General features: G+C 62.3%; 17 protein-coding genes. 14 read left to right on the forward strand and 3 right to left on the reverse strand.

What is annotated here, in order from left to right; all coding sequences use genetic code 11:
- Positions 1-294 precede the first annotated feature (294 nt).
- The 14 genes from AC3WOG_RS08755 to AC3WOG_RS08820 all read left to right on the forward strand — a co-directional run bounded on the left by AC3WOG_RS08755 (position 295) and on the right by AC3WOG_RS08820 (position 13901).
- Positions 295-1017 carry a hypothetical protein gene (locus tag AC3WOG_RS08755; RefSeq protein ID WP_492577612.1) on the forward strand — a complete coding sequence of 241 codons (723 nt, stop codon included), beginning with the start codon at positions 295-297 and terminating at the stop codon, positions 1015-1017.
- A 1522-nt stretch (positions 1018-2539) separates the two neighbouring features.
- Positions 2540-2752 carry a hypothetical protein gene (locus AC3WOG_RS08760; RefSeq protein WP_492577613.1) on the forward strand — a complete coding sequence of 71 codons (213 nt, stop codon included), beginning with the start codon at positions 2540-2542 and terminating at the stop codon, positions 2750-2752.
- 100 nt (positions 2753-2852) lie between these two features.
- Positions 2853-3164 carry a DUF4148 domain-containing protein gene (locus AC3WOG_RS08765; protein WP_492577614.1) on the forward strand — a complete coding sequence of 104 codons (312 nt, stop codon included), beginning with the start codon at positions 2853-2855 and terminating at the stop codon, positions 3162-3164.
- Positions 3165-3634: 470 nt separating this feature from the next.
- Positions 3635-4237 carry a 2'-5' RNA ligase family protein gene (locus AC3WOG_RS08770; RefSeq protein ID WP_492577615.1) on the forward strand — a complete coding sequence of 201 codons (603 nt, stop codon included), beginning with the start codon at positions 3635-3637 and terminating at the stop codon, positions 4235-4237.
- 543 nt (positions 4238-4780) lie between these two features.
- A complete protein-coding gene (locus AC3WOG_RS08775; RefSeq protein ID WP_492577616.1) occupies positions 4781-5182 on the forward strand; it encodes a DnaJ family domain-containing protein in 402 nt (133 codons plus the stop codon).
- Entirely contained in the window at positions 5179-5877 is a 699-nt protein-coding gene (tadA, locus tag AC3WOG_RS08780; protein WP_492577617.1) for a tRNA adenosine(34) deaminase TadA, read from the forward strand. The genes AC3WOG_RS08775 and tadA overlap by 4 nt, the downstream gene beginning before the upstream one ends.
- A 28-nt stretch (positions 5878-5905) precedes the next feature.
- The gene (ldcA, locus tag AC3WOG_RS08785; RefSeq protein WP_492577618.1) at positions 5906-6832 is read left to right on the forward strand and encodes a muramoyltetrapeptide carboxypeptidase; all 927 of its coding nucleotides are present in this window, start codon (positions 5906-5908) and stop codon (positions 6830-6832) included.
- Between the two features lie 314 nt (positions 6833-7146).
- Positions 7147-7875 (forward strand): GntR family transcriptional regulator, encoded by a 729-nt coding sequence (locus tag AC3WOG_RS08790; protein ID WP_492577619.1) that lies wholly within the window; start codon positions 7147-7149, stop codon positions 7873-7875.
- Positions 7876-8211: 336 nt separating this feature from the next.
- Positions 8212-9693: an NCS1 family nucleobase:cation symporter-1 gene (locus AC3WOG_RS08795; RefSeq protein ID WP_492577620.1), complete on the forward strand. Its 1482-nt coding sequence runs from the start codon at positions 8212-8214 to the stop codon at positions 9691-9693.
- 24 nt (positions 9694-9717) lie between these two features.
- Entirely contained in the window at positions 9718-10572 is an 855-nt protein-coding gene (locus tag AC3WOG_RS08800) for an aspartate/glutamate racemase family protein (RefSeq protein ID WP_492577621.1), read from the forward strand.
- Between the two features lie 231 nt (positions 10573-10803).
- Complete coding sequence (puuE, locus tag AC3WOG_RS08805) at positions 10804-11754, forward strand: allantoinase PuuE (RefSeq protein ID WP_492577622.1); 951 nt, start codon at positions 10804-10806, stop codon at positions 11752-11754.
- Complete coding sequence (gene uraD / locus AC3WOG_RS08810) at positions 11751-12272, forward strand: 2-oxo-4-hydroxy-4-carboxy-5-ureidoimidazoline decarboxylase (protein ID WP_492577623.1); 522 nt, start codon at positions 11751-11753, stop codon at positions 12270-12272. The genes puuE and uraD overlap by 4 nt, the downstream gene beginning before the upstream one ends.
- A gap of 106 nt (positions 12273-12378) precedes the next feature.
- On the forward strand, positions 12379-13392 hold the full coding sequence (gene alc / locus AC3WOG_RS08815) for an allantoicase (protein ID WP_492577624.1): 1014 nt from the start codon (positions 12379-12381) through the stop codon (positions 13390-13392).
- Entirely contained in the window at positions 13389-13901 is a 513-nt protein-coding gene (locus tag AC3WOG_RS08820; RefSeq protein WP_492577625.1) for an ureidoglycolate lyase, read from the forward strand. The genes alc and AC3WOG_RS08820 overlap by 4 nt, the downstream gene beginning before the upstream one ends.
- Before the next feature lie 108 nt (positions 13902-14009).
- Here AC3WOG_RS08820 and AC3WOG_RS08825 read toward each other — a convergent pair whose 3' ends face one another.
- The 3 genes from AC3WOG_RS08825 to AC3WOG_RS08835 form a co-directional block, all read right to left on the reverse strand.
- A complete protein-coding gene (locus AC3WOG_RS08825) occupies positions 14010-15362 on the reverse strand; it encodes a type II toxin-antitoxin system HipA family toxin (protein ID WP_492577626.1) in 1353 nt (450 codons plus the stop codon).
- On the reverse strand, positions 15359-15625 hold the full coding sequence (locus AC3WOG_RS08830) for a helix-turn-helix domain-containing protein (RefSeq protein WP_492577627.1): 267 nt from the start codon (positions 15623-15625) through the stop codon (positions 15359-15361). The genes AC3WOG_RS08825 and AC3WOG_RS08830 overlap by 4 nt, the downstream gene beginning before the upstream one ends.
- A 261-nt stretch (positions 15626-15886) precedes the next feature.
- Positions 15887-17080, reverse strand: a complete 1194-nt coding sequence (locus AC3WOG_RS08835) for a urate hydroxylase PuuD (RefSeq protein ID WP_492577628.1) — start codon at positions 17078-17080, stop codon at positions 15887-15889.
- Positions 17081-17302 lie beyond the last annotated feature (222 nt).

The following is a 17302-nucleotide window of genomic DNA, read 5'->3' on the forward strand; positions in this document are numbered from 1 at the left end:
ACTTGCCGGATTTGCGACGCGAATTTGTTGGATTCGCAGGAAGGTAAAATTGCACACGCTGCGCCCGTTGCGAAGGGCTGGGTGCGGCCAGTTCCCGTCATTCCTCTACCTGAGCAAATGGACGCTCATATGGCCGATGCGCTTCGGCAGCTGACATTCGCCTGTCAGTGTTGCCCCGAACGGGGCGGCCGGCTGCATACAGCCATCGGAGCTTCCGCTAGAGAGATGGACATACGCAAGGGATCTCACGCTTCATGTTCCATACAAATTGTGATTACCCGTCCGGTAGCCGCCATGACCTTCGTCTCCTGCACGAAAGGGCGGCTGAAAACAAGGCGGCCGATTACCTTGACCCGCTCCCGCCGCTCCCGCCGCTCCCGCCGCTCCCGCCCCCGCCGTTCCCGCCCCCGCCGTTCCCGCCGTTCCCGCCTGCGCCGTTCCCGCCCCCGCCGCTCCCGCCGTGACCGCCTGCGCCCCCGCCGCTCCCGCCGTGACCGCCTGCGCCCGAACCGCTCCCGCCGTGACCGCCTGCGCCTGCGCCCGAACCGCCCGCGCCTGCGCCCGAACCGCCCGCGCCTGAACCGCCTGCGCCCGAACCGCCTGCGCCTGAACCGCCTGCGCCTGAACCGCCTGCGCCTGAACCGCCCGCGCCCGAACCGCCTGCGCCGTGACCGCCTGCAGCTGCACCCGAACCGCCCGCGCCCGAACCGCCCGCGCCTGCACCCGAACCGCCTGCGCCCGAACCGCCTGCGCCCGAACCGCCTGCGCCCGAACCGCCTGCGCCCGAACCGCCTGCGCCCGAACCGCCCGCGCCTGCACCCGAACCGCCTGCACCCGAACCGCCTGCACCCGAACCGCCTGCGCCCGAACCGCCTGCGCCCGAACCGCCCGCGCCTGCACCCGAACCGCCTGCACCCGAACCGCCTGCACCCGAACCGCCTGCGCCCGAACCGCCTCCGCCGTGACCGCCTGCAGGCTGTCCTTCAGCCAGCTGCAGTGAAGCAGAATCCGGAGTAGGTCCAGCGCGGTGATCGAACGAAGCGGAAGACACGGGCGGGGCGAGCTCAGCACTGCCAATTGCAGCTCCCCGGGCAGGAGGTGACGATGATCCCGCGACATGACCGGACGAAGACGCTTGTTGCGTTGGCGATGTGGGTCGGGTGATCCCGGGCGCATGCCGCGCGATTGCTCTCACGTGCGGCGCCGAATGGCGGCGATTCTGTGTGGCGGCATAGCTTGCTTGACCAGGCCCTCGTGTCACCGACTGCGGCGCAACAGAATCCGGAGTAGGTCCAGCGCGGTGATCGGACGGAGCGGAAGACACAGGCGGGGCGAGCTCAGCACTGGCAACCGCGATTCCGCGAGCGGGAGGCGACGATGGTAGTGCGACATGACCGGACCAAGACGTGAGTCGCGCTGGCGACGTGGGTCCGATGATCCCGAGCGCCTGATCATAGTCGAACCGATCGCCATACGCGACGATACCCATGACCCCGACAGCCAATGTGCTTGCCGACGCAACCCAAAGCGCAAGGCGTTTGCCCCGCGCAGGCGGTGTGGCCTTGATGTCTGCATCAGGGCTACCTGCACCCGAATGCGCAAGCTCGGCCTGTCTGAACATTTCAACACGCTTCGGATCGTTTCGTCTGATCCTTCCATTCACTACTTTCATGTGCCGTCCCCTTGCGGAGTGCTCATCGAAATGAGCCGCGGGATCCCGAACCAAGTGTGTGAAGCCGCCGGAACCACCTGGCAAGTGACGCACCGGCCGGCGTGCGGTTTCGTTTGACCGTTCTGCGTGTTCGCCCCCTGGTTCCGCCACGGCAATGCGAGCGGTGTACCAGGTTTTCTATCGTGAGCCTTTGAGCTATGAAAACGCTCGTGACAGACACTGCCAGAACCGATGGATAACCAGCATTCGCTGTGCCTGTTAGGCCGAACCCCAGTTGAATTGTGGGATCGTGCACGTAGCATGGGCGTACACGATCCAACAGGATCTGCGCCAAGCGAGGCAGGGGTCGAACTGGTAAAAGATGGAAGAGAATGATCTATTTGTACCTGCCCAAAACCTTGACGCGGAAATAAGGCAAATCCGGGGATGGCTTGCGACTAACAGGGCGATAGCGAATAACTTCCTTCTAATATCGGCTAAGGACCAACTGGCTGATTTAGAGGCACGTCGACAAAAGATCGCGGAAGCGCTAAACGACGGACGTCGCAAGGCAATCGAAGCGCCGGGGAAAAAGTCTGCTACCAAACAAATACCATTCATGTGAGGAAGCCGGGGTGACGTAGCAGCACATTCGAGCGTTTGCTACATCACGCAAAGGTTGTTGTTATCCGGTTACAAATTCGGAAGCAGACTCACGCTGCCTACCTGCCGAATGTCGGCAACGGGTCCGAAAAGAGACTTCCGCAGACGAGACACGCTGGTGCACACCTCGCGTGATCCATTCGCGGCGCGCTTCGCTGATCTACAGCTAGCCCGGCCGGAACAAGGTTTGCTGTACGCCAGGCAGATCAACCGAAGGAGCGTGGCGTGGCCGAACAGCACAAAGCCGGCGAGAAGGTTCAGACGTCTGGCACCTACAAGGTGGTGAAAGAAGGCGACGGCGATTCCGGCTTCGAAGTGACGTGTGTCGAAGGCGAGCATTTTCCGCCCACGCGCAGCGGCAAGGGCGTGCACCACGAGTTGGTTCACGGCGCGACGCACTCGCACAAGCACAGCGAACTCGGCAGCGGCGAAAAGTAGGTATCAACCGGCAGGAAGACGGCGTCTTCACCGATGAGACGCCGGCCGCGGCGACATGCCACTCGCCGTGCTGGAGTGATCGCAGCAAAGGACACGTATTATGAGAAAGCCGCCTGGAACACGGTCAGTACTTCCCGCTCTGGTGCTGTTGCTCGCCGGCTGTGCCGCCGGCGGCATGCCGTATACGGGGTCGCACCTCACTCCAACAGAGTGCCGCGACCTGGCGGCGCTCAGGACTAACGCGCCCCCTACGATGGCGCAACACCATAGCGAACTCGCTGCCCTGAGGAAAGCGGGCTACGACCCGTCACCATGGTATGACGATCCGTACTACCCGGATGATCTACAAGCGGCACAGCGCCTGGTCGACTATTGGTTCCAAACGGAGTGCCAGCACCTTCAACCCGGCTGAGAAGCCAAGGTGAACACGAACAGCTCGATTTGTTTCCCTTCGGTCTCGCCGCACCTGTGGCAACGAAACCAGCGTCAAGCGCGCGCCGGTCGGCGTGGTAATCCAGTCAACCGTGCTTTCGAGTCCAGCCAAACCGTGCGGTAGTCCAGCTAAGTTCGTTTCCCTGCAGTATTTCCAGTTTTTTGAGCATTTCCACGTTGCCGCCAATACTGTATGAATGTACAGTGTTGGGCGTGTTCGGCTCGCGAGTGCAAGCGCACTCTGATGCGGGGACACGGCGCAACAATTCCGTGGCTAGTGCTGGACGGCAGACCGGGCTATACCTTACCAATCAAATCTTGATGCCCTGTAGCGGTGAAGGCGCGCCGTGAATCAGGCCACCGCCGACTAATTTTTCCAGACGCGCGGGCAAACGCGCACGACTGAACGGAGATTCAATCCTATGCCGGCTTCACCCACTCAAGCGCACCATGCCTGAACAACTCTGGTTGCCCGGACTCGAGGCGCCGCCTGTCCCGACAGACGGCCTGTTCTTCGCCGTCTTTCCAGATGCGAATACGGCGACCGGCATCTCGAAGCTGGCGCAACAGCTCTGCGGGGAGGCGCGCTCGAAGAGCAAGCCTCTAGCGGCCAACCGTTTGCACGTCACGTTGCTTCACCTCGGGAACTTCGCAGGCGGTTTGCCGCCAGCCCGGGTGGAGGCGGCGATGAACGCGGCCGCGTCGATCAGGATGGCGCCTTTTAGCGTCGAGTTTGACAGTGCGGTCAGTTTTGCGCTGAAGCCGCGGCCGGGGCCATTGGTGTTGGGTGGAGGCGAAGGCGTGGTTGGACTCCACGCGCTCCACGATGCGCTTGGACTGGCATTGCGCGCCGCTAGATCCGGAGATCGCGCAGTCGCGCCGAGCGTGCCGTACACCCCGCACGTGACCTTGGCTTACGGCATGCCTTGGGTCGCGACACGTTCTGTCGAAGCCGTCGGTTGGAACGTGCGTGAGTTTGTTCTGGTGCACAGCTTGCTCGGGCGTACCCGGCATATCGCTCTGGCACGTTGGCGATTGGCGGCTGGCGGCTGAGTGAAACGTTCTGGCTTGCGTCGGCCGTCGTGAAGCAAATGCGCCGAAGCGCTTCGGACTAGAACCGCACGCCGGTTGCGCAACCGCCTGCAAAACCGCCGCCGCTTCCGCCTGCACCACCGCAGAACACGCCGCAGCCTGATAGCGCGGCCGACATCATAACGGCCGCCACGGTCGTGCGTAAGCATGATTTGAAAGTGCGCTTCCGCAACAGCCCGGCACATGCAGCCAGGCGCGGATAGAAGCGCGCGGCGCAAGCGTAAGGTGCGGTGTCGAAGCGGCGGTCGGTGATTCCGGATTGCATAACGTAGGTGGCCTCGATGAGTAGGGGCGGGTGAGGACATTTCCGGCATCGCGCGACGAAAGACTTTCGCAAGTTTTTCCGGCGCGAAGCGACGAAGCCGCCAACCCTCCACCGTAGCCCACGCCATGCGCCCCACAAATACGCAAAATCTGAAAACCAGAGGGGTTCATCGGTCAGACAAGCAGAACGGGCATGCGCTCCCTGATAGAATGCTTGGGCCGCAACGTAGTGGACTGCAGATGAAATTGCTTGATGCGTTAGTCGAACAGCGTATTGCCGCCGCCGCAGCGCGCGGTGAGTTCGACGATTTACCGGGCGCCGGCGCGCCGCTGCCCCTGGACGAAGATGTACTGGTCCCGGAAGAAGTGCGCGTCGCCAACCGGATTTTGAAGAATGCGGGCTTCGTGCCGCCCGCCGTCGAGCAGCTGCGCGCTTTGCGCGACCTGCAGGCGCAGTTGAACGCGGTCGGCGACCGGGTCACCCGTTGCCGCCTCCAGGCCCGCATGCTGGCGCTCGATATGGCGCTTGAATCGCTGCGCGGCGGCCCGCTGGTCCTGCCGCGTGAATACTGCCGGCGGATTGCCGAGCGGCTCTCGGAGCGGGTCGGCAACCTCAATACGGCCGAAGCGGGATCGCGGTGAGCGAGCCGCTAGTCCGCTCCGCCACGCTTGGCCCGGAGTCCGTCGAACCGGTCGAAGCTGTGACATCGCCGGTCTCTCAAGCCGAACCCGTCGGCGCCAGTTCTGTCGAATCGATGCCGTGCGACGCACCAGCCGGTGAATCAATTAACGCCTCCTCGCCGGACGAACCGCCCGCAGCGCTGATCGCCGAGCGCGATCGCCGCTTCATGGCACTGGCCCAGGCCGCGGCAGAAGAAGCGCGTGCAGCGGGCGAAGTGCCGGTCGGCGCGGTGCTCGTGCGCGGCGACGAAGTCATTGCCAAAGGTTTCAACCATCCGATCGGTGCGCACGACCCATCGGCGCATGCGGAAATGGTCGCGTTACGCGCAGCCGCGCAAGCCGTTGAGAACTACCGTCTGCCCGGCTGCGAGCTGTATGTGACGCTCGAGCCCTGTCTGATGTGCGCCGGCGCGATCATGCACGCACGCATTGCCCGCGTCGTTTTCGGGGCGCGCGATCCGAAAACGGGCGCGTGCGGCAGCGTCGTCGATGCATTCGCGAATCCACAGTTGAATCATCACACCACGGTGACCGGCGGCGTGCTCGAAGACGAATGCGGCGCCGCGCTCAGAACGTTCTTTGCCGAGCGGCGGCGCGCAAGCCGCGAAGCACGCGCGGCAGCGCGCATCGAACCGGGACCGGCCGAGCCGCTCTAAAAACTACAACGTCGAACAGGTCTTGCTCATGACCGTCCATCGCACCATCGAACTGATCGCGCCGTCCGGCTATCCGCATGACCAGGAGGTGCTGCATCGCGCATTGCATCGCTTGCATGCGCAGGGGCATCGCGTCGACGGCGTGGATGCGACGAGGCGCCGCTACCAGCGCTTCGCCGGCACCGACGGCGAGCGCGCTGCCGAGTTGAACCGGCTGGCCGACCCTTCGCGGGCGTTGCCCGACATTGTGCTGACTGTCCGCGGCGGCTATGGCGCGATGCGCATTCTGCACGGACTCGATTACGCAGGGCTGCAACGGCGGCTGACCGATCAGCCGGTCGCGTTGGTAGGGCACAGCGATTTCACCGCGATCCAGCTCGCGTTGCTCGCACGTGCCGGCGTGAAGACTTTTGGCGGCCCGATGTTGATGAGCGACTTCGGCGCGGAAGATCTGAGCGAATTCACCATGCGGCACTTCTGGTCGGCGCTGACCAAGTCGACCATGACGGTGACGAGCCATGTGCCGCAAGCGCAAGCTGTCGATGTGTCGGGCATGTTGTGGGGCGGCAATCTGGCGGTGCTGGCGTCGCTGGTCGGTACGCCGTACATGCCGCCGGTGCAGGGTGGCATTCTGTTTCTCGAGGACGTCAACGAGCAGCCGTTCCGGCTCGAGCGGATGCTTTACCAGTTGCATCTTTCCGGCATCCTCGCGCAGCAGCAGGCGCTGGTGCTCGGCGATTTCTCCGGCGGCAGATCGTACGATTACGACAACGGGTATGACCAGCAGGCGATGATCGAGCAGGTGCGCTCGGTGATCGGGATTCCGGTCATCACCGGCCTGCAATTCGGCCATGTTCCGGACATGCTGACGCTGCCGGTCGGCGCTGACGCGCACCTTGTAGCCGGCGCGCATGGTTTCAGGCTGACGTTGTCGGGCTATCCCTGCCTGGACTGAAACGGCAAAGAAAAGAAAGCGGACGTTTGCCCGCTTTCTTTTTGAGTCACAAATGCAACTAACGGTCAATCATCTAGCGCCACTGCCGACAGAACTGCCTGTGAAGGTCCCTCTATTTTGTTGACAAAAACCGCCATCAACGGACGAGCTCGCTACACCTTAATTAAACTGATATTGAAGCCAGACTGAGTTTCTATACTGTGCCAGATAGGCTGCAGCCCAATACCGCCATGAAAATTGTCGAAATTAATAACAAAAATTGTTGACAATATTTATGTCCATCCTAAGATGACCAACATACCGAGACGCACATCATGTCCGACACAGATTCCGCCAGCTCGAATAGTTCGAAACCCGAAGCGATCGCCGAGCGCATCCGCGCGGCGATCCTCGAGCATCGGCTGGCGCCGGGCGCCAAGCTCACCGAAGCACAGTTGTGCGAAGTATTTGGCGTGAAGCGCGGTCCGATCCGCCAGGCGCTTGCGCAACTGGCCACGGATCACCTCGTCGACCTGGAACCGAACCGCGGTGCGTTCGTCGCGAGTCCATCGTTGCAGGAAGTGCACGAGGTGTTCGAGATGCGCCGGATTATCGAGTTGGCTGTGGTGGAGCGCATTTGCAGCGGGCACGGCATCCGGCGGTTGAAGAGTATTGGCAGCATGATCGGCCGCGAGCGTAAAGCGTTCGAGACACGTGATTTTCCGGCATGGATTCGCCTGTCGGGTGAGTTCCACACCGAGTTGGCCGGGCTCACCGGCAACGCCGTGCTGTGCGACTGCCTGAACGGCCTGGTGGCGCGCTCCACGCTGATTTCCGCACTGTACGAGTCGCTCGGACGCAGCCCGTGCTCGTTCGAAGACCACGAAGCGATTCTCGCCGCGCTCGACGCCGGCGATGCGAAAGAGGCGGCGGCATTGATGTCGCGCCATCTGCAAAGCGTCGAGTTGAAGATGCTGGATCGCCCGGCACGCGGTGCCGCCGATCTGCATGAAGTGTTCGGTGCGCGTAACGATGCACCCAAAGGTAAGTCCGCGCCAGGCTGAGGCGAGCGGCCGGCGCGCGCTCGTTGCTGGTGCGCGCCGCACTGAATTGAACTGAACTGAATCAAGCGTGGCAAGGCGGCTCGACGTGAGCGTCGCCGGCTTGCGTGCGCGTGGCCGTCGCTGAACGACAGCCTTGGAGTAGCAACGCATCGTCAGGAGTCCGCGGCTGCTGGCGGTGCGATAACCACAAGTACGTCAGTACGGAGACACCCGCGGCGCGGCCCTTCAGGCGCTTGACATTCCCTCCGGTTCCACTCGGGTGAGGGGGGACGCCTGGCATGGCCGATGCAACGTCCTTCGATTCGCTATCGATGGTCCCTATCCCAAGGAGGAGTCATGGCTCAGTTCAGTGCAGCGCCCAGCAGTCCCGCAATTCCCACTTATGGAGACGCTGACGCGCCCAGCGATCCGTCTATGCCGGCAGGTTACAGCGAGAGGCTGTTCAACGAGGACCTGGCGCCGCTGCGCCATCAAACCTGGGGCGCGTACAACATCTTCGCGTTCTGGATGTCCGACGTGCACAGCGTCGGTGGTTATGTATTCGCGGGCAGTCTGTTCGCGCTCGGGCTGACGAGCTGGCAGGTGCTGATTGCGCTGCTGGTCGGCATTACGATTGTCAATGTGCTGTGCAATCTGATCGCCAGGCCGAGTCAGCAGAACGGCGTGCCTTATCCGGTTGCCTGCCGCGCGACGTTCGGTGTGCTCGGCGCGAATATTCCCGCAGTGATTCGCGGTTTGATCGCGGTGGCGTGGTATGGGATTCAGACCTATCTGGCATCGAGCGCGCTGGTGATCGTGGTGCTCAAGTTCGTCCCGCAACTGTTGCCGTATGCGGACGTTCATCACCATGGCTTCATGGGTCTCTCGGCCCTTGGCTGGACCGGTTTCATGTTGCTGTGGGTATTGCAGGCGCTGGTGTTCTGGCACGGCATGGAGACCATCAAGAAGTTCATCGACTTCGCCGGCCCGGCAGTCTATGTGGTGATGTTCATTCTCGCGGGCTACATGGTGTATCGCGCAGGATGGCGCAACATCGGCATCAACCTGGGCGGCGTCAAATATCACGGCATGGAAGTGGTGCCGGTGATGATTACGGCGACCTCGCTGGTGGTGTCGTACTTCTCCGGACCGATGCTGAATTTCGGCGACTTTTCGCGCTACGGCAAGAGCTTTCGCAGCGTGCAGCGCGGCAACTTCTGGGGCTTGCCGGTCAACTTTCTCGCCTTCTCGCTGGTGACCGTGGTCACAACGGCCGCCACGCTGCCGGTGTTCGGCCAACTGATCACGGATCCGGTCGAAACGGTGGGCCGTATCGACTACCCGAGCGCGGTAATTCTCGGCGCGTTGACCTTCACGATCGCGACCATCGGTATCAACATCGTCGCTAATTTCGTGTCGCCGGCCTTCGATTTCTCGAACGTCGCGCCGCGCCTGATCAGCTGGCGTGCGGGCGGCATGCTCGCGGCGGTGGCGTCGATCTTCATCACGCCGTGGAATCTGTTCAACAATCCGGCGGTGATTCACTACACGCTCGATGTGCTCGGCAGCTTCATCGGGCCTTTGTATGGTGTCCTGATCGTCGATTACTACCTCGTGAAACGCCAGAAGATCGTGCTCGATGACCTTTACACGGTTTCCCAAACCGGCTCGTACTGGTATAGAGGCGGCGTCAATTACCGGGCCGTGGGTGCGTTGCTGCCGGCCGCGCTCATCGCCGTGATCTGCGTGATGGTGCCGACGCTCGACGGGCTGGCAAATTTCTCGTGGTTCATCGGCGCCGGATTGGCTGCAGTGTTCTACCGCGTGCTCGCTCGCTGAGCCGGCGTCTCAACAGGAGTCGATATGCGCATCAAACTGATCAATCCGAATACGACGCAACGTATGACGGAGGCAATGGGCCGCTGCGCGCGCGAAGTCGCCGCGCCCGGCACCGAAGTGATCGCGGTGAATCCGACGATGGGACCACCGTCGATCGAAGGCTATTACGACGAAGCACTCGCGACGCCTGGCTTGCTGGCCGAGGTCATCGCCGGCGAGCGCGACGGTTGCGACGGCTACGTGATCGCCTGTTTCGGCGATCCCGGTCTATATGCTGCGCGCGAGCTGGCGCGCGGTCCGGTGATCGGCATCGCCGAGGCGGCGATGCACGCGGCAAGCGTGCTGGCGCCGGGTTTTTCGGTGGTGACGACACTGGCACGCACTTGCGGCATGGCGTGGCATCTCGCGGAGCGCTACGGGATGAAGCGCTTCTGCCGCAATGTGCGCGCCACTGACGTCGCCGTGCTCGATCTCGACAAACCGGGCTCGGCGGCGCGCCGCATCATCCTCGACGAATGCCGCCGCGCGCTGGACGAAGACGGTTCGGACGCGATCGTGCTCGGTTGCGCCGGCATGGCGGAGTTGTGCGCGGAGATCGAAGACGCATTGGGCGCGCCGGTTATCGAGGGCGTGACGGCGGCCGTCAAATGGACCGAGGCGCTGGTCGCGCTGCGGTTGTCGACCGCCAAGCGCGGCGACTATGCGAGGCCGCTGGCGAAGCGCTACGACGGCGCGCTGGAAGCTTTCAGTCCGACCGATGCCGATCTGAACCCGGCGCCACCGCGCGGTTTTGCGGCAAATACGCAGGAAACCGCGAAAAACGCCGATTTGCTGCGGGTAAACACTACAGAACCGGCGCCGCACATACATTCCGTCTGACACGCACTATCTGCCCGGGTGTATGGGCGCATCCGGGCGTTTTCGCTACACTGGTTCCACTCGGCGCTGGTGCCCGAAATGCTTTTTGCTACAGCTTTCAGGTGCTGCTTTTTTGTTGCTTCGCCGCCCGCGCCGGCGCGGATCACAAGCAAACTCCACGCGAGCCCCACGTGCATTTCACGTGAGTTCCACGCGAATTTTACGTACCGTCACCACGCATCTCGTCAAACCATGCCACTCGACTCGAACTATCCACGCAATCTGATCGGCTACGGCCGCCACCCAGTGCAAGCGAACTGGCCTGGTCGAGCGCGAGTGGCCGTGCAATTCGTCCTGAACTACGAAGAGGGCGGGGAAAACTGCGTGCTGCACGGCGATCCGGGCTCGGAGCAGTTCCTCTCGGAGATCGTCGGCGCGGCCGCTTATCCGGCTCGCCATATGAGCATGGAGTCGATCTACGAATACGGCTCGCGGGCTGGCGTGTGGCGCATCCTGCGCGAATTCGAAAAGCGCGGTTTGCCACTGACCGTGTTCGGTATCGGCATGGCGATCGAACGGCATCCGGAGCTGGCGCGCGCATTCGTCGAACTCGGTCACGAAATCGCTTGCCACGGCTATCGCTGGATTCACTATCAGGACGTGTCGCCGGAGAAAGAGGCGGAGCACATGCGGCTCGGCATGGAAGCGATCGAGCGCGTCACGGGCGAGCGTCCGCTCGGCTGGTACACCGGCCGCGACAGTCCCAATACGCATCGGCTGGTCGCCGAATATGGCGGCTTCCTGTACGACTCGGATTACTACGGCGACGACCTGCCGTTCTGGATGGACGTCGAAGTGACGGGCGGCTCGACAGTGCCGCAACTGATCGTGCCGTACACGCTCGATACCAACGATATGCGTTTTGCGAGCCCGCAAGGCTTCAACACCGCGGATCACTTCTTCACCTATCTGCGCGACGCGTTCGACGTGCTCTACGAAGAGGGCGAAGAAGCGCCCAAGATGCTGTCGATCGGCATGCACTGCCGCCTGCTCGGCCGCCCAGGGCGCTTCCGTGCGTTGCAACGTTTTCTCGACCATATCGAACAGCACGATCGCGTGTGGGTGACGCGGCGCGTCGATATCGCGCGGCACTGGCGCGAACATCACCCTTACCGGCAAAACAACCGCGGGGCAGCGGCATGAAGGCGATGCAATACACTCTGGACCAACTCAACAGCACCTCGACCGACGCGTTCGTCGCGGCGCTGTCGGGCATTTTCGAGCACTCGCCGTGGGTCGCGGAAATCGCCGCGAATCAAAGGCCGTTCGCCAGCATCGACGAGTTGCATCGCAAGATGTCGAATATCGTCGAGACGGCAGGTGAAGAGAAGCAACTTGCATTGATCAACGCTCACCCGGAGCTTGCCGGCAAAGCTGCGGTGCGCGGCGAACTGACGGCCGAATCGACGCGTGAGCAGAGCGGCGCGGGCCTCGCCCAATGCACGCAGGAAGAATTCGACAAACTGGTCGCGTTGAACAGCGCCTATCGCGAGAAGTTCGGTTTCCCGTTCATCCTCGCGGTGCGGGGCTTCGATCGCCACGGCATCATCGCGAACTTCGAAGCGCGTGTGAACAACAGCCGCGCCGATGAATTGCGCGCCAGCCTCGACCAGATCTACCGCATCGCACGTTTCCGGCTCGACGACCTGATCGACGCGTAAGGCTCGTCACTTGAACCGCGCTTGGACCGCGCTTGAACCGCGCGCGCGTCGCGGACCTCGAACCGAAACGTTTTTTCAGCACCAGCAAACATTAAGGAAGACAAAGATGGCACTCCCGATTCTCGACCCCAACGCACCGGACTTCACGCGCCGCTATGTGAACCTCGCGGACCCGCGTCTGGGCGCGCAGGCGCTCGAGGCCAGCGACGATTTCTTCGCGCCGAAGGAACGCATGCTGAATCCGGAGCCGGCTGTCTTCATTCCCGGCAAGTACGACGACAACGGCAAGTGGATGGACGGCTGGGAAACGCGCCGCAAACGGGCCACCGGCTACGACTGGTGCGTCGTCAGGCTCGGGCGTCCGGGCGTGATCAAGGGGCTCGATCTCGACACCAGCCACTTCACGGGTAACTTCCCGCCGGCGGCTTCGGTGGAAGCCGCGCGCGTGGTGGACGGCGTGCCGAACCAGTCGACGCAATGGACCGAAATCGTCCCGTCGACCACGCTGCAAGGCAACAGCCATCACTATCACGAAGTCAGCGACACCAACGCCTACACGCATCTGCGCGTGAACATCTACCCGGACGGCGGTATCGCGCGTCTGCGCGTGTATGGTCAGCCGCAAGTCGATTGGGCAGGCGCGAGCCGCACTGAGCAGTTCGATCTGGCGTCGATGGAAAACGGCGCGTATCTGGTCGCCGCGAACAACCAGCACTTCGGCGCTGCGTCGACGATCCTGATGCCGGGTCGTGGCGTGAACATGGGCGACGGCTGGGAAACGCGCCGCCGCCGCGAGCCGGGCAACGACTGGGCGATTGTCGCGCTGGCGCAGCCGGGCGTGATCGGGAAGATCGAAGTGGATACGGCTCACTTCAAGGGCAACTATCCGGACCGTTGCTCGATTCAGGCCGCGTATGTGACGGGCGGCACGGATAGCTCGCTGATCACGCAGGCGATGTTCTGGCCGGTGCTGCTCGGCGAACAGAAACTGCAGATGGACAAACAGCATTACTTCGAGAGCGAAATCACCGCGCTGGGTCCCGTGACGCACGTGCGCTTTAACATCATTCCGGACGGCGGTGTGTCGCGTCTGCGTCTGTGGGGCACGCTCGCATCATGAAAACGCTGGCTATCGAACCGTTGACGAAGGAAGCGTTCGCCCCGTTCGGCGACGTGATCGAACTCGAAGGCGCGAAGCAGATTCCGATCAATCTCGGCACCACGATCCGTTATCACGACCTCGCGAAGGTGGACGTGACCGACGAGAACGGTCGCACCCTGGTGAACCTGTTTCGCGGGCAGCCGCGCACGCTTCCGTTCGAAGTGAAGATGCTCGAGCGTCATCCGCTCGGCAGTCAGGCGTTCGTGCCGTTGAACGACAAGTCCTATCTGGTGGTCGTGGCGTCGGCGGGCGAACTGGATGCGTCGCAGATTCGCGCGTTCGTGACGAGCGGCTGGCAGGGCGTCAACTATGCGAAGGGCGTGTGGCACCATCCGCTGATCGCGTTGGCTGACGTGAGCGACTTCATCGTCGTCGACCGTGGCGGGGATGGGCTTAATCTCAATGAGCAGGATCTGTCCGAGTCGCTCTGGCTCACCGAAGATGCATTGAGCGCGGTGACGGTTTGAGGCTTGTAGCTTCAGCGTATTATTGAACAGGTTGTTTATGCAAAAAGCCCACAGTGCACGCTGTGGGCTTTTTGTATTTGCGGGCCGTGATGGGCGCAAGCTCGTCGTTCAGCCGCGCTTGCCCAGAAGCGGCGAGTGCCCGATGACTTCACGTGCACGTTCTGCTGGCTCGGGCGCCGAAAAACCCGCCGCTTCGATTGCGGGTTTAAGTCCCTTGAATTGCAGGCTCTTCTTTGGCGATCGCAAAGACGCCATCCCGTCGTCCCATGCATGCAGCATCTGCTTGGCGACGTTGCGCCATTGCGGTTCGTTGCGCGCCGCATCGATCAACTCATGACCGACGGCGACCGCCGAATCGCACAACGCTTCGACCATCTGTGCGTATTGCCGCGGCGCGATCCCCATGCGCGTGTTGAAAAAGCGCTCGAGCGTTTTGCCGGCCGCCCACGTCTTGCGGCCGTCGATCGGCAGGCCCGGCGGATTGGCCGCGAAACGCGGATAAGCCTGCGTCGTGACGATGTCGTAGATGGGCGTGAACGCTACATCGTCGACGGACGTGTAGAACAGCGCGACGTTCTTTGTATGGCAGTCCGCGTTGCGCACAACGTAGTTCGTCAGCAGGTGCCAGCCCAGGTGCTCGAGTTGCCGCCGCATGCTGTCACGATCGAGCAAATACGCTTTCGCGGCATTGAGCATTTTTTCGCTGGTCGAGTTGTATTTTTCATGTGGCGGCAAACCCAGCAGCCCGCACATGTCTTCGACGCCGTGGGCCGGCAGTCCGTCCGCATCGACGTCGAAGCGCTCGACGATCAGCGCCCGGCCGTCATCCGACATCTGCGTGCGCGCGACCGGCGCCACGCCGAGCCGCTCGAGCACGCGCATCGAATAGAACTCGTTGAAGCCGAGAAACGGCGTGTTGTCGTCGGAGCCTTTGACGATGTGGCGGCTAGTTCTGATCGTCGGTTTGCCGAGCGGCATCGGCGCCGACGCGCCGGCGGCTGCTTCCGCCTGCGGAGCGATGAACTTCGGCACGGCGCCTGAGATAGCGGCGCGCGCATATTCGCGCACCAGCGCCGCGAAATGTTCGGCCGTGTTGTCGCCGTGCAGGATGTCCTTCACGTCCAGCGCTTGCAGTTTGGTGCCCGGCGCGACGCCTTCGGGTGTCACGGTGACGCGCCCAATCCCGATTGCGCCGACCACGGCAAGCAGCGACAGGTCAGTGCCGTCGAGCAAAGGACCGAATTGCTCGCGGATCAGATTCAGCAGGTAACCCTCCGGCAGGTTCTGCCGGAAAAACGGGTGCAGGTCGCGCGGCCAGCGCCAGGCTTCTTCCCGCACCGGCATCGTGAGGCTGACGAAGTCGGTCGCCGTCGCGTCGCGGTTGTATTTGAGGACATAGTCGTCGCGCTCGCGGAACAGCGTAGCGACGTTCTTGCCCAGAACCTGAACGTCGAGCCTCATGAACGCGAATCCGGCATGCGTTGCTCAGCCAGGATGTCCTCGAGCGTGCGCCCATGTCCATGCGCGACGACCTTGAGGTCGTAGCCTGCCGCTTCGAGCAGGCGTACGAGAACCGACACGCTCATGTCGTTTTTGGCAAGCGTTTCCATGCGCGCGACCGTGGTGCGAGCAACGCCGGCACGCCGCGCCAATTCATCTTGCGACAGGCTGCTTTCGCGCCGTACGGCCTTCAGCATGTCAGAGACGTCAGCAAGGGTGGTCATCTGTAGCCCCAGGGCATCCGTTTGGCGATATCAAGTCAATATTGTAGCCTAAGAGCTACATTGTTGATTGATAAATTTGTGTCTCTTGGGCTACAAATAACTTGATTTTCGTATTTCTGTGTCCTTTGGGCTACAAGTTAAGACGTCACGCCCCGTGCAACACCACCATCAAAACAGCAGCAAAGAAAAAGCGGGCTTCCCGCTCGTGCGAAAAACCCGCTTGATGTTTCGCCAAGCCGGGCACGAGGCCCGGCTTGGTCATCACTTCACAGCACCGCCTTGAAACCAGGCGGCGATCTTCATCCGCTCGTCGTCGGTCATATGCGTCACATTGCCCAGCGGCATTGCCTTCAAGGTCACCGCCTGCTGATAGATCCGCTGTGCGTTCTGCGAGATCTCGTCCGGCGTATCGAGCAACACACCGGCCGGCGCGCTGCCCATCATCGTCGGATGTGCGGAGTGGCACGCCACGCAACGCTGTTGCAGCACCGGCGCGATATCGGCCACCTTGACGACCGGTGCATTCGCGGCTTGCGCTTGCGGCACGACCGGTTTCGGCATCGTCCAGAAGAGGGCGGCGAACATCAGCACAATACCGGCCAGCGGCAGATACCACAGCACCTGACCGCGGTGACGCATCACGAAGAACTGGCGAATCAGCGCGCCGGCCAGCATGATGATCACCAGCACGGCCCAGTTGTAAGGGTGCGTGTACGTCATTGCGTAGTGGTTCGACAGCATCGCGAACACCACCGGCAGCGTGAAATACGTGTTGTGCACCGAACGTTGCTTGCCGCGCTTGCCGTAGATCGGGTTCGGGGTGTCGCCCTTGAGCATCGCGTCGACCATTTTGCGCTGGCCGGGAATGATCACGAAGAACACGTTCGCCGACATGATCGTGGCCAGCATCGCGCCCATGATCAGGTAAGCCGCGCGGCCCGCGAAGATGTGGCACGCGAGCCATGCCGCGATCAGCACATAAGCGCCGACGCAGATGCCGAGCACCTTGTCCTTATTGCCGAGGATCCGGCACAGCGAGTCGTAGACGATCCAGCCCGCGGCGAGGAAGCCGAGTGCCGAAGCAACGGCGACCACCGGACCCATATCGAGTACGTTCTTGTCGATCAGATACGTGGTCGGCGAGAACAGATACAGCACGGTGAACAGACCAAAGCCCGACAGCCACGTCGTGTACGACGGCCACTTCGACCAGTGCAGATCCTCCGGCATTTCCGGCGGCGCGACGGTGTACTTCTGCATGTTGTAGAAGCCGCCGCCGTGCACGTGCCACAGTTCGCCGAACACGCCACGCTTGCGCTGGTTCGGGTCCTGTGGCGGTTTCAGGCTGTTGTCCAGCGCAACGAAATAGAACGACTCGCCGATCCATGCAATCGCGGCGATGACGTGAAACCAGCGAATCGCCAGATTCAGCCAGTCGGTGATAAAGCCTTCCATGACACTCCTCCACTTCTGATTCATTGTGCGCGCAACGACGTTTGCGCCTTCTGGGACCCGGCGACGGGTCGTCGGCATGCTTGACGTCACTGCACAGACTGCGGGGTGAAAGACGCGGTGCGCTCAGTTCGCACGACGCCGTTTTTTATGGAACTGCGGGTTGCGTCGCCAGCGTTCGATTGCGTTTCGCGGGTGTGTTCAGACATCTGCGCACATCTGCGC

Source organism: Paraburkholderia sp. FW306-02-B (genome assembly GCF_058782725.1).

Bases quoted from the DNA above. Each gene is read 5' to 3' on its own strand.
- AC3WOG_RS08755 (WP_492577612.1), top strand. From the start codon at position 295: ATGACCTTCGTCTCCTGCACGAAAGGGCGGCTGAAAACAAGGCGGCCG.
- AC3WOG_RS08765 (WP_492577614.1), top strand. From the start codon at position 2,853: ATGAGAAAGCCGCCTGGAACACGGTCAGTACTTCCCGCTCTGGTGCTG.
- AC3WOG_RS08770 (WP_492577615.1), top strand. From the start codon at position 3,635: ATGCCTGAACAACTCTGGTTGCCCGGACTCGAGGCGCCGCCTGTCCCG.
- AC3WOG_RS08775 (WP_492577616.1), top strand. From the start codon at position 4,781: ATGAAATTGCTTGATGCGTTAGTCGAACAGCGTATTGCCGCCGCCGCA.
- ldcA (WP_492577618.1), top strand. From the start codon at position 5,906: ATGACCGTCCATCGCACCATCGAACTGATCGCGCCGTCCGGCTATCCG.
- AC3WOG_RS08790 (WP_492577619.1), top strand. From the start codon at position 7,147: ATGTCCGACACAGATTCCGCCAGCTCGAATAGTTCGAAACCCGAAGCG.
- AC3WOG_RS08795 (WP_492577620.1), top strand. From the start codon at position 8,212: ATGGCTCAGTTCAGTGCAGCGCCCAGCAGTCCCGCAATTCCCACTTAT.
- AC3WOG_RS08800 (WP_492577621.1), top strand. From the start codon at position 9,718: ATGCGCATCAAACTGATCAATCCGAATACGACGCAACGTATGACGGAG.
- puuE (WP_492577622.1), top strand. From the start codon at position 10,804: ATGCCACTCGACTCGAACTATCCACGCAATCTGATCGGCTACGGCCGC.
- uraD (WP_492577623.1), top strand. From the start codon at position 11,751: ATGAAGGCGATGCAATACACTCTGGACCAACTCAACAGCACCTCGACC.
- alc (WP_492577624.1), top strand. From the start codon at position 12,379: ATGGCACTCCCGATTCTCGACCCCAACGCACCGGACTTCACGCGCCGC.
- AC3WOG_RS08820 (WP_492577625.1), top strand. From the start codon at position 13,389: ATGAAAACGCTGGCTATCGAACCGTTGACGAAGGAAGCGTTCGCCCCG.
- AC3WOG_RS08825 (WP_492577626.1), bottom strand. From the start codon at position 15,362: ATGAGGCTCGACGTTCAGGTTCTGGGCAAGAACGTCGCTACGCTGTTC.
- AC3WOG_RS08830 (WP_492577627.1), bottom strand. From the start codon at position 15,625: ATGACCACCCTTGCTGACGTCTCTGACATGCTGAAGGCCGTACGGCGC.
- AC3WOG_RS08835 (WP_492577628.1), bottom strand. From the start codon at position 17,080: ATGGAAGGCTTTATCACCGACTGGCTGAATCTGGCGATTCGCTGGTTT.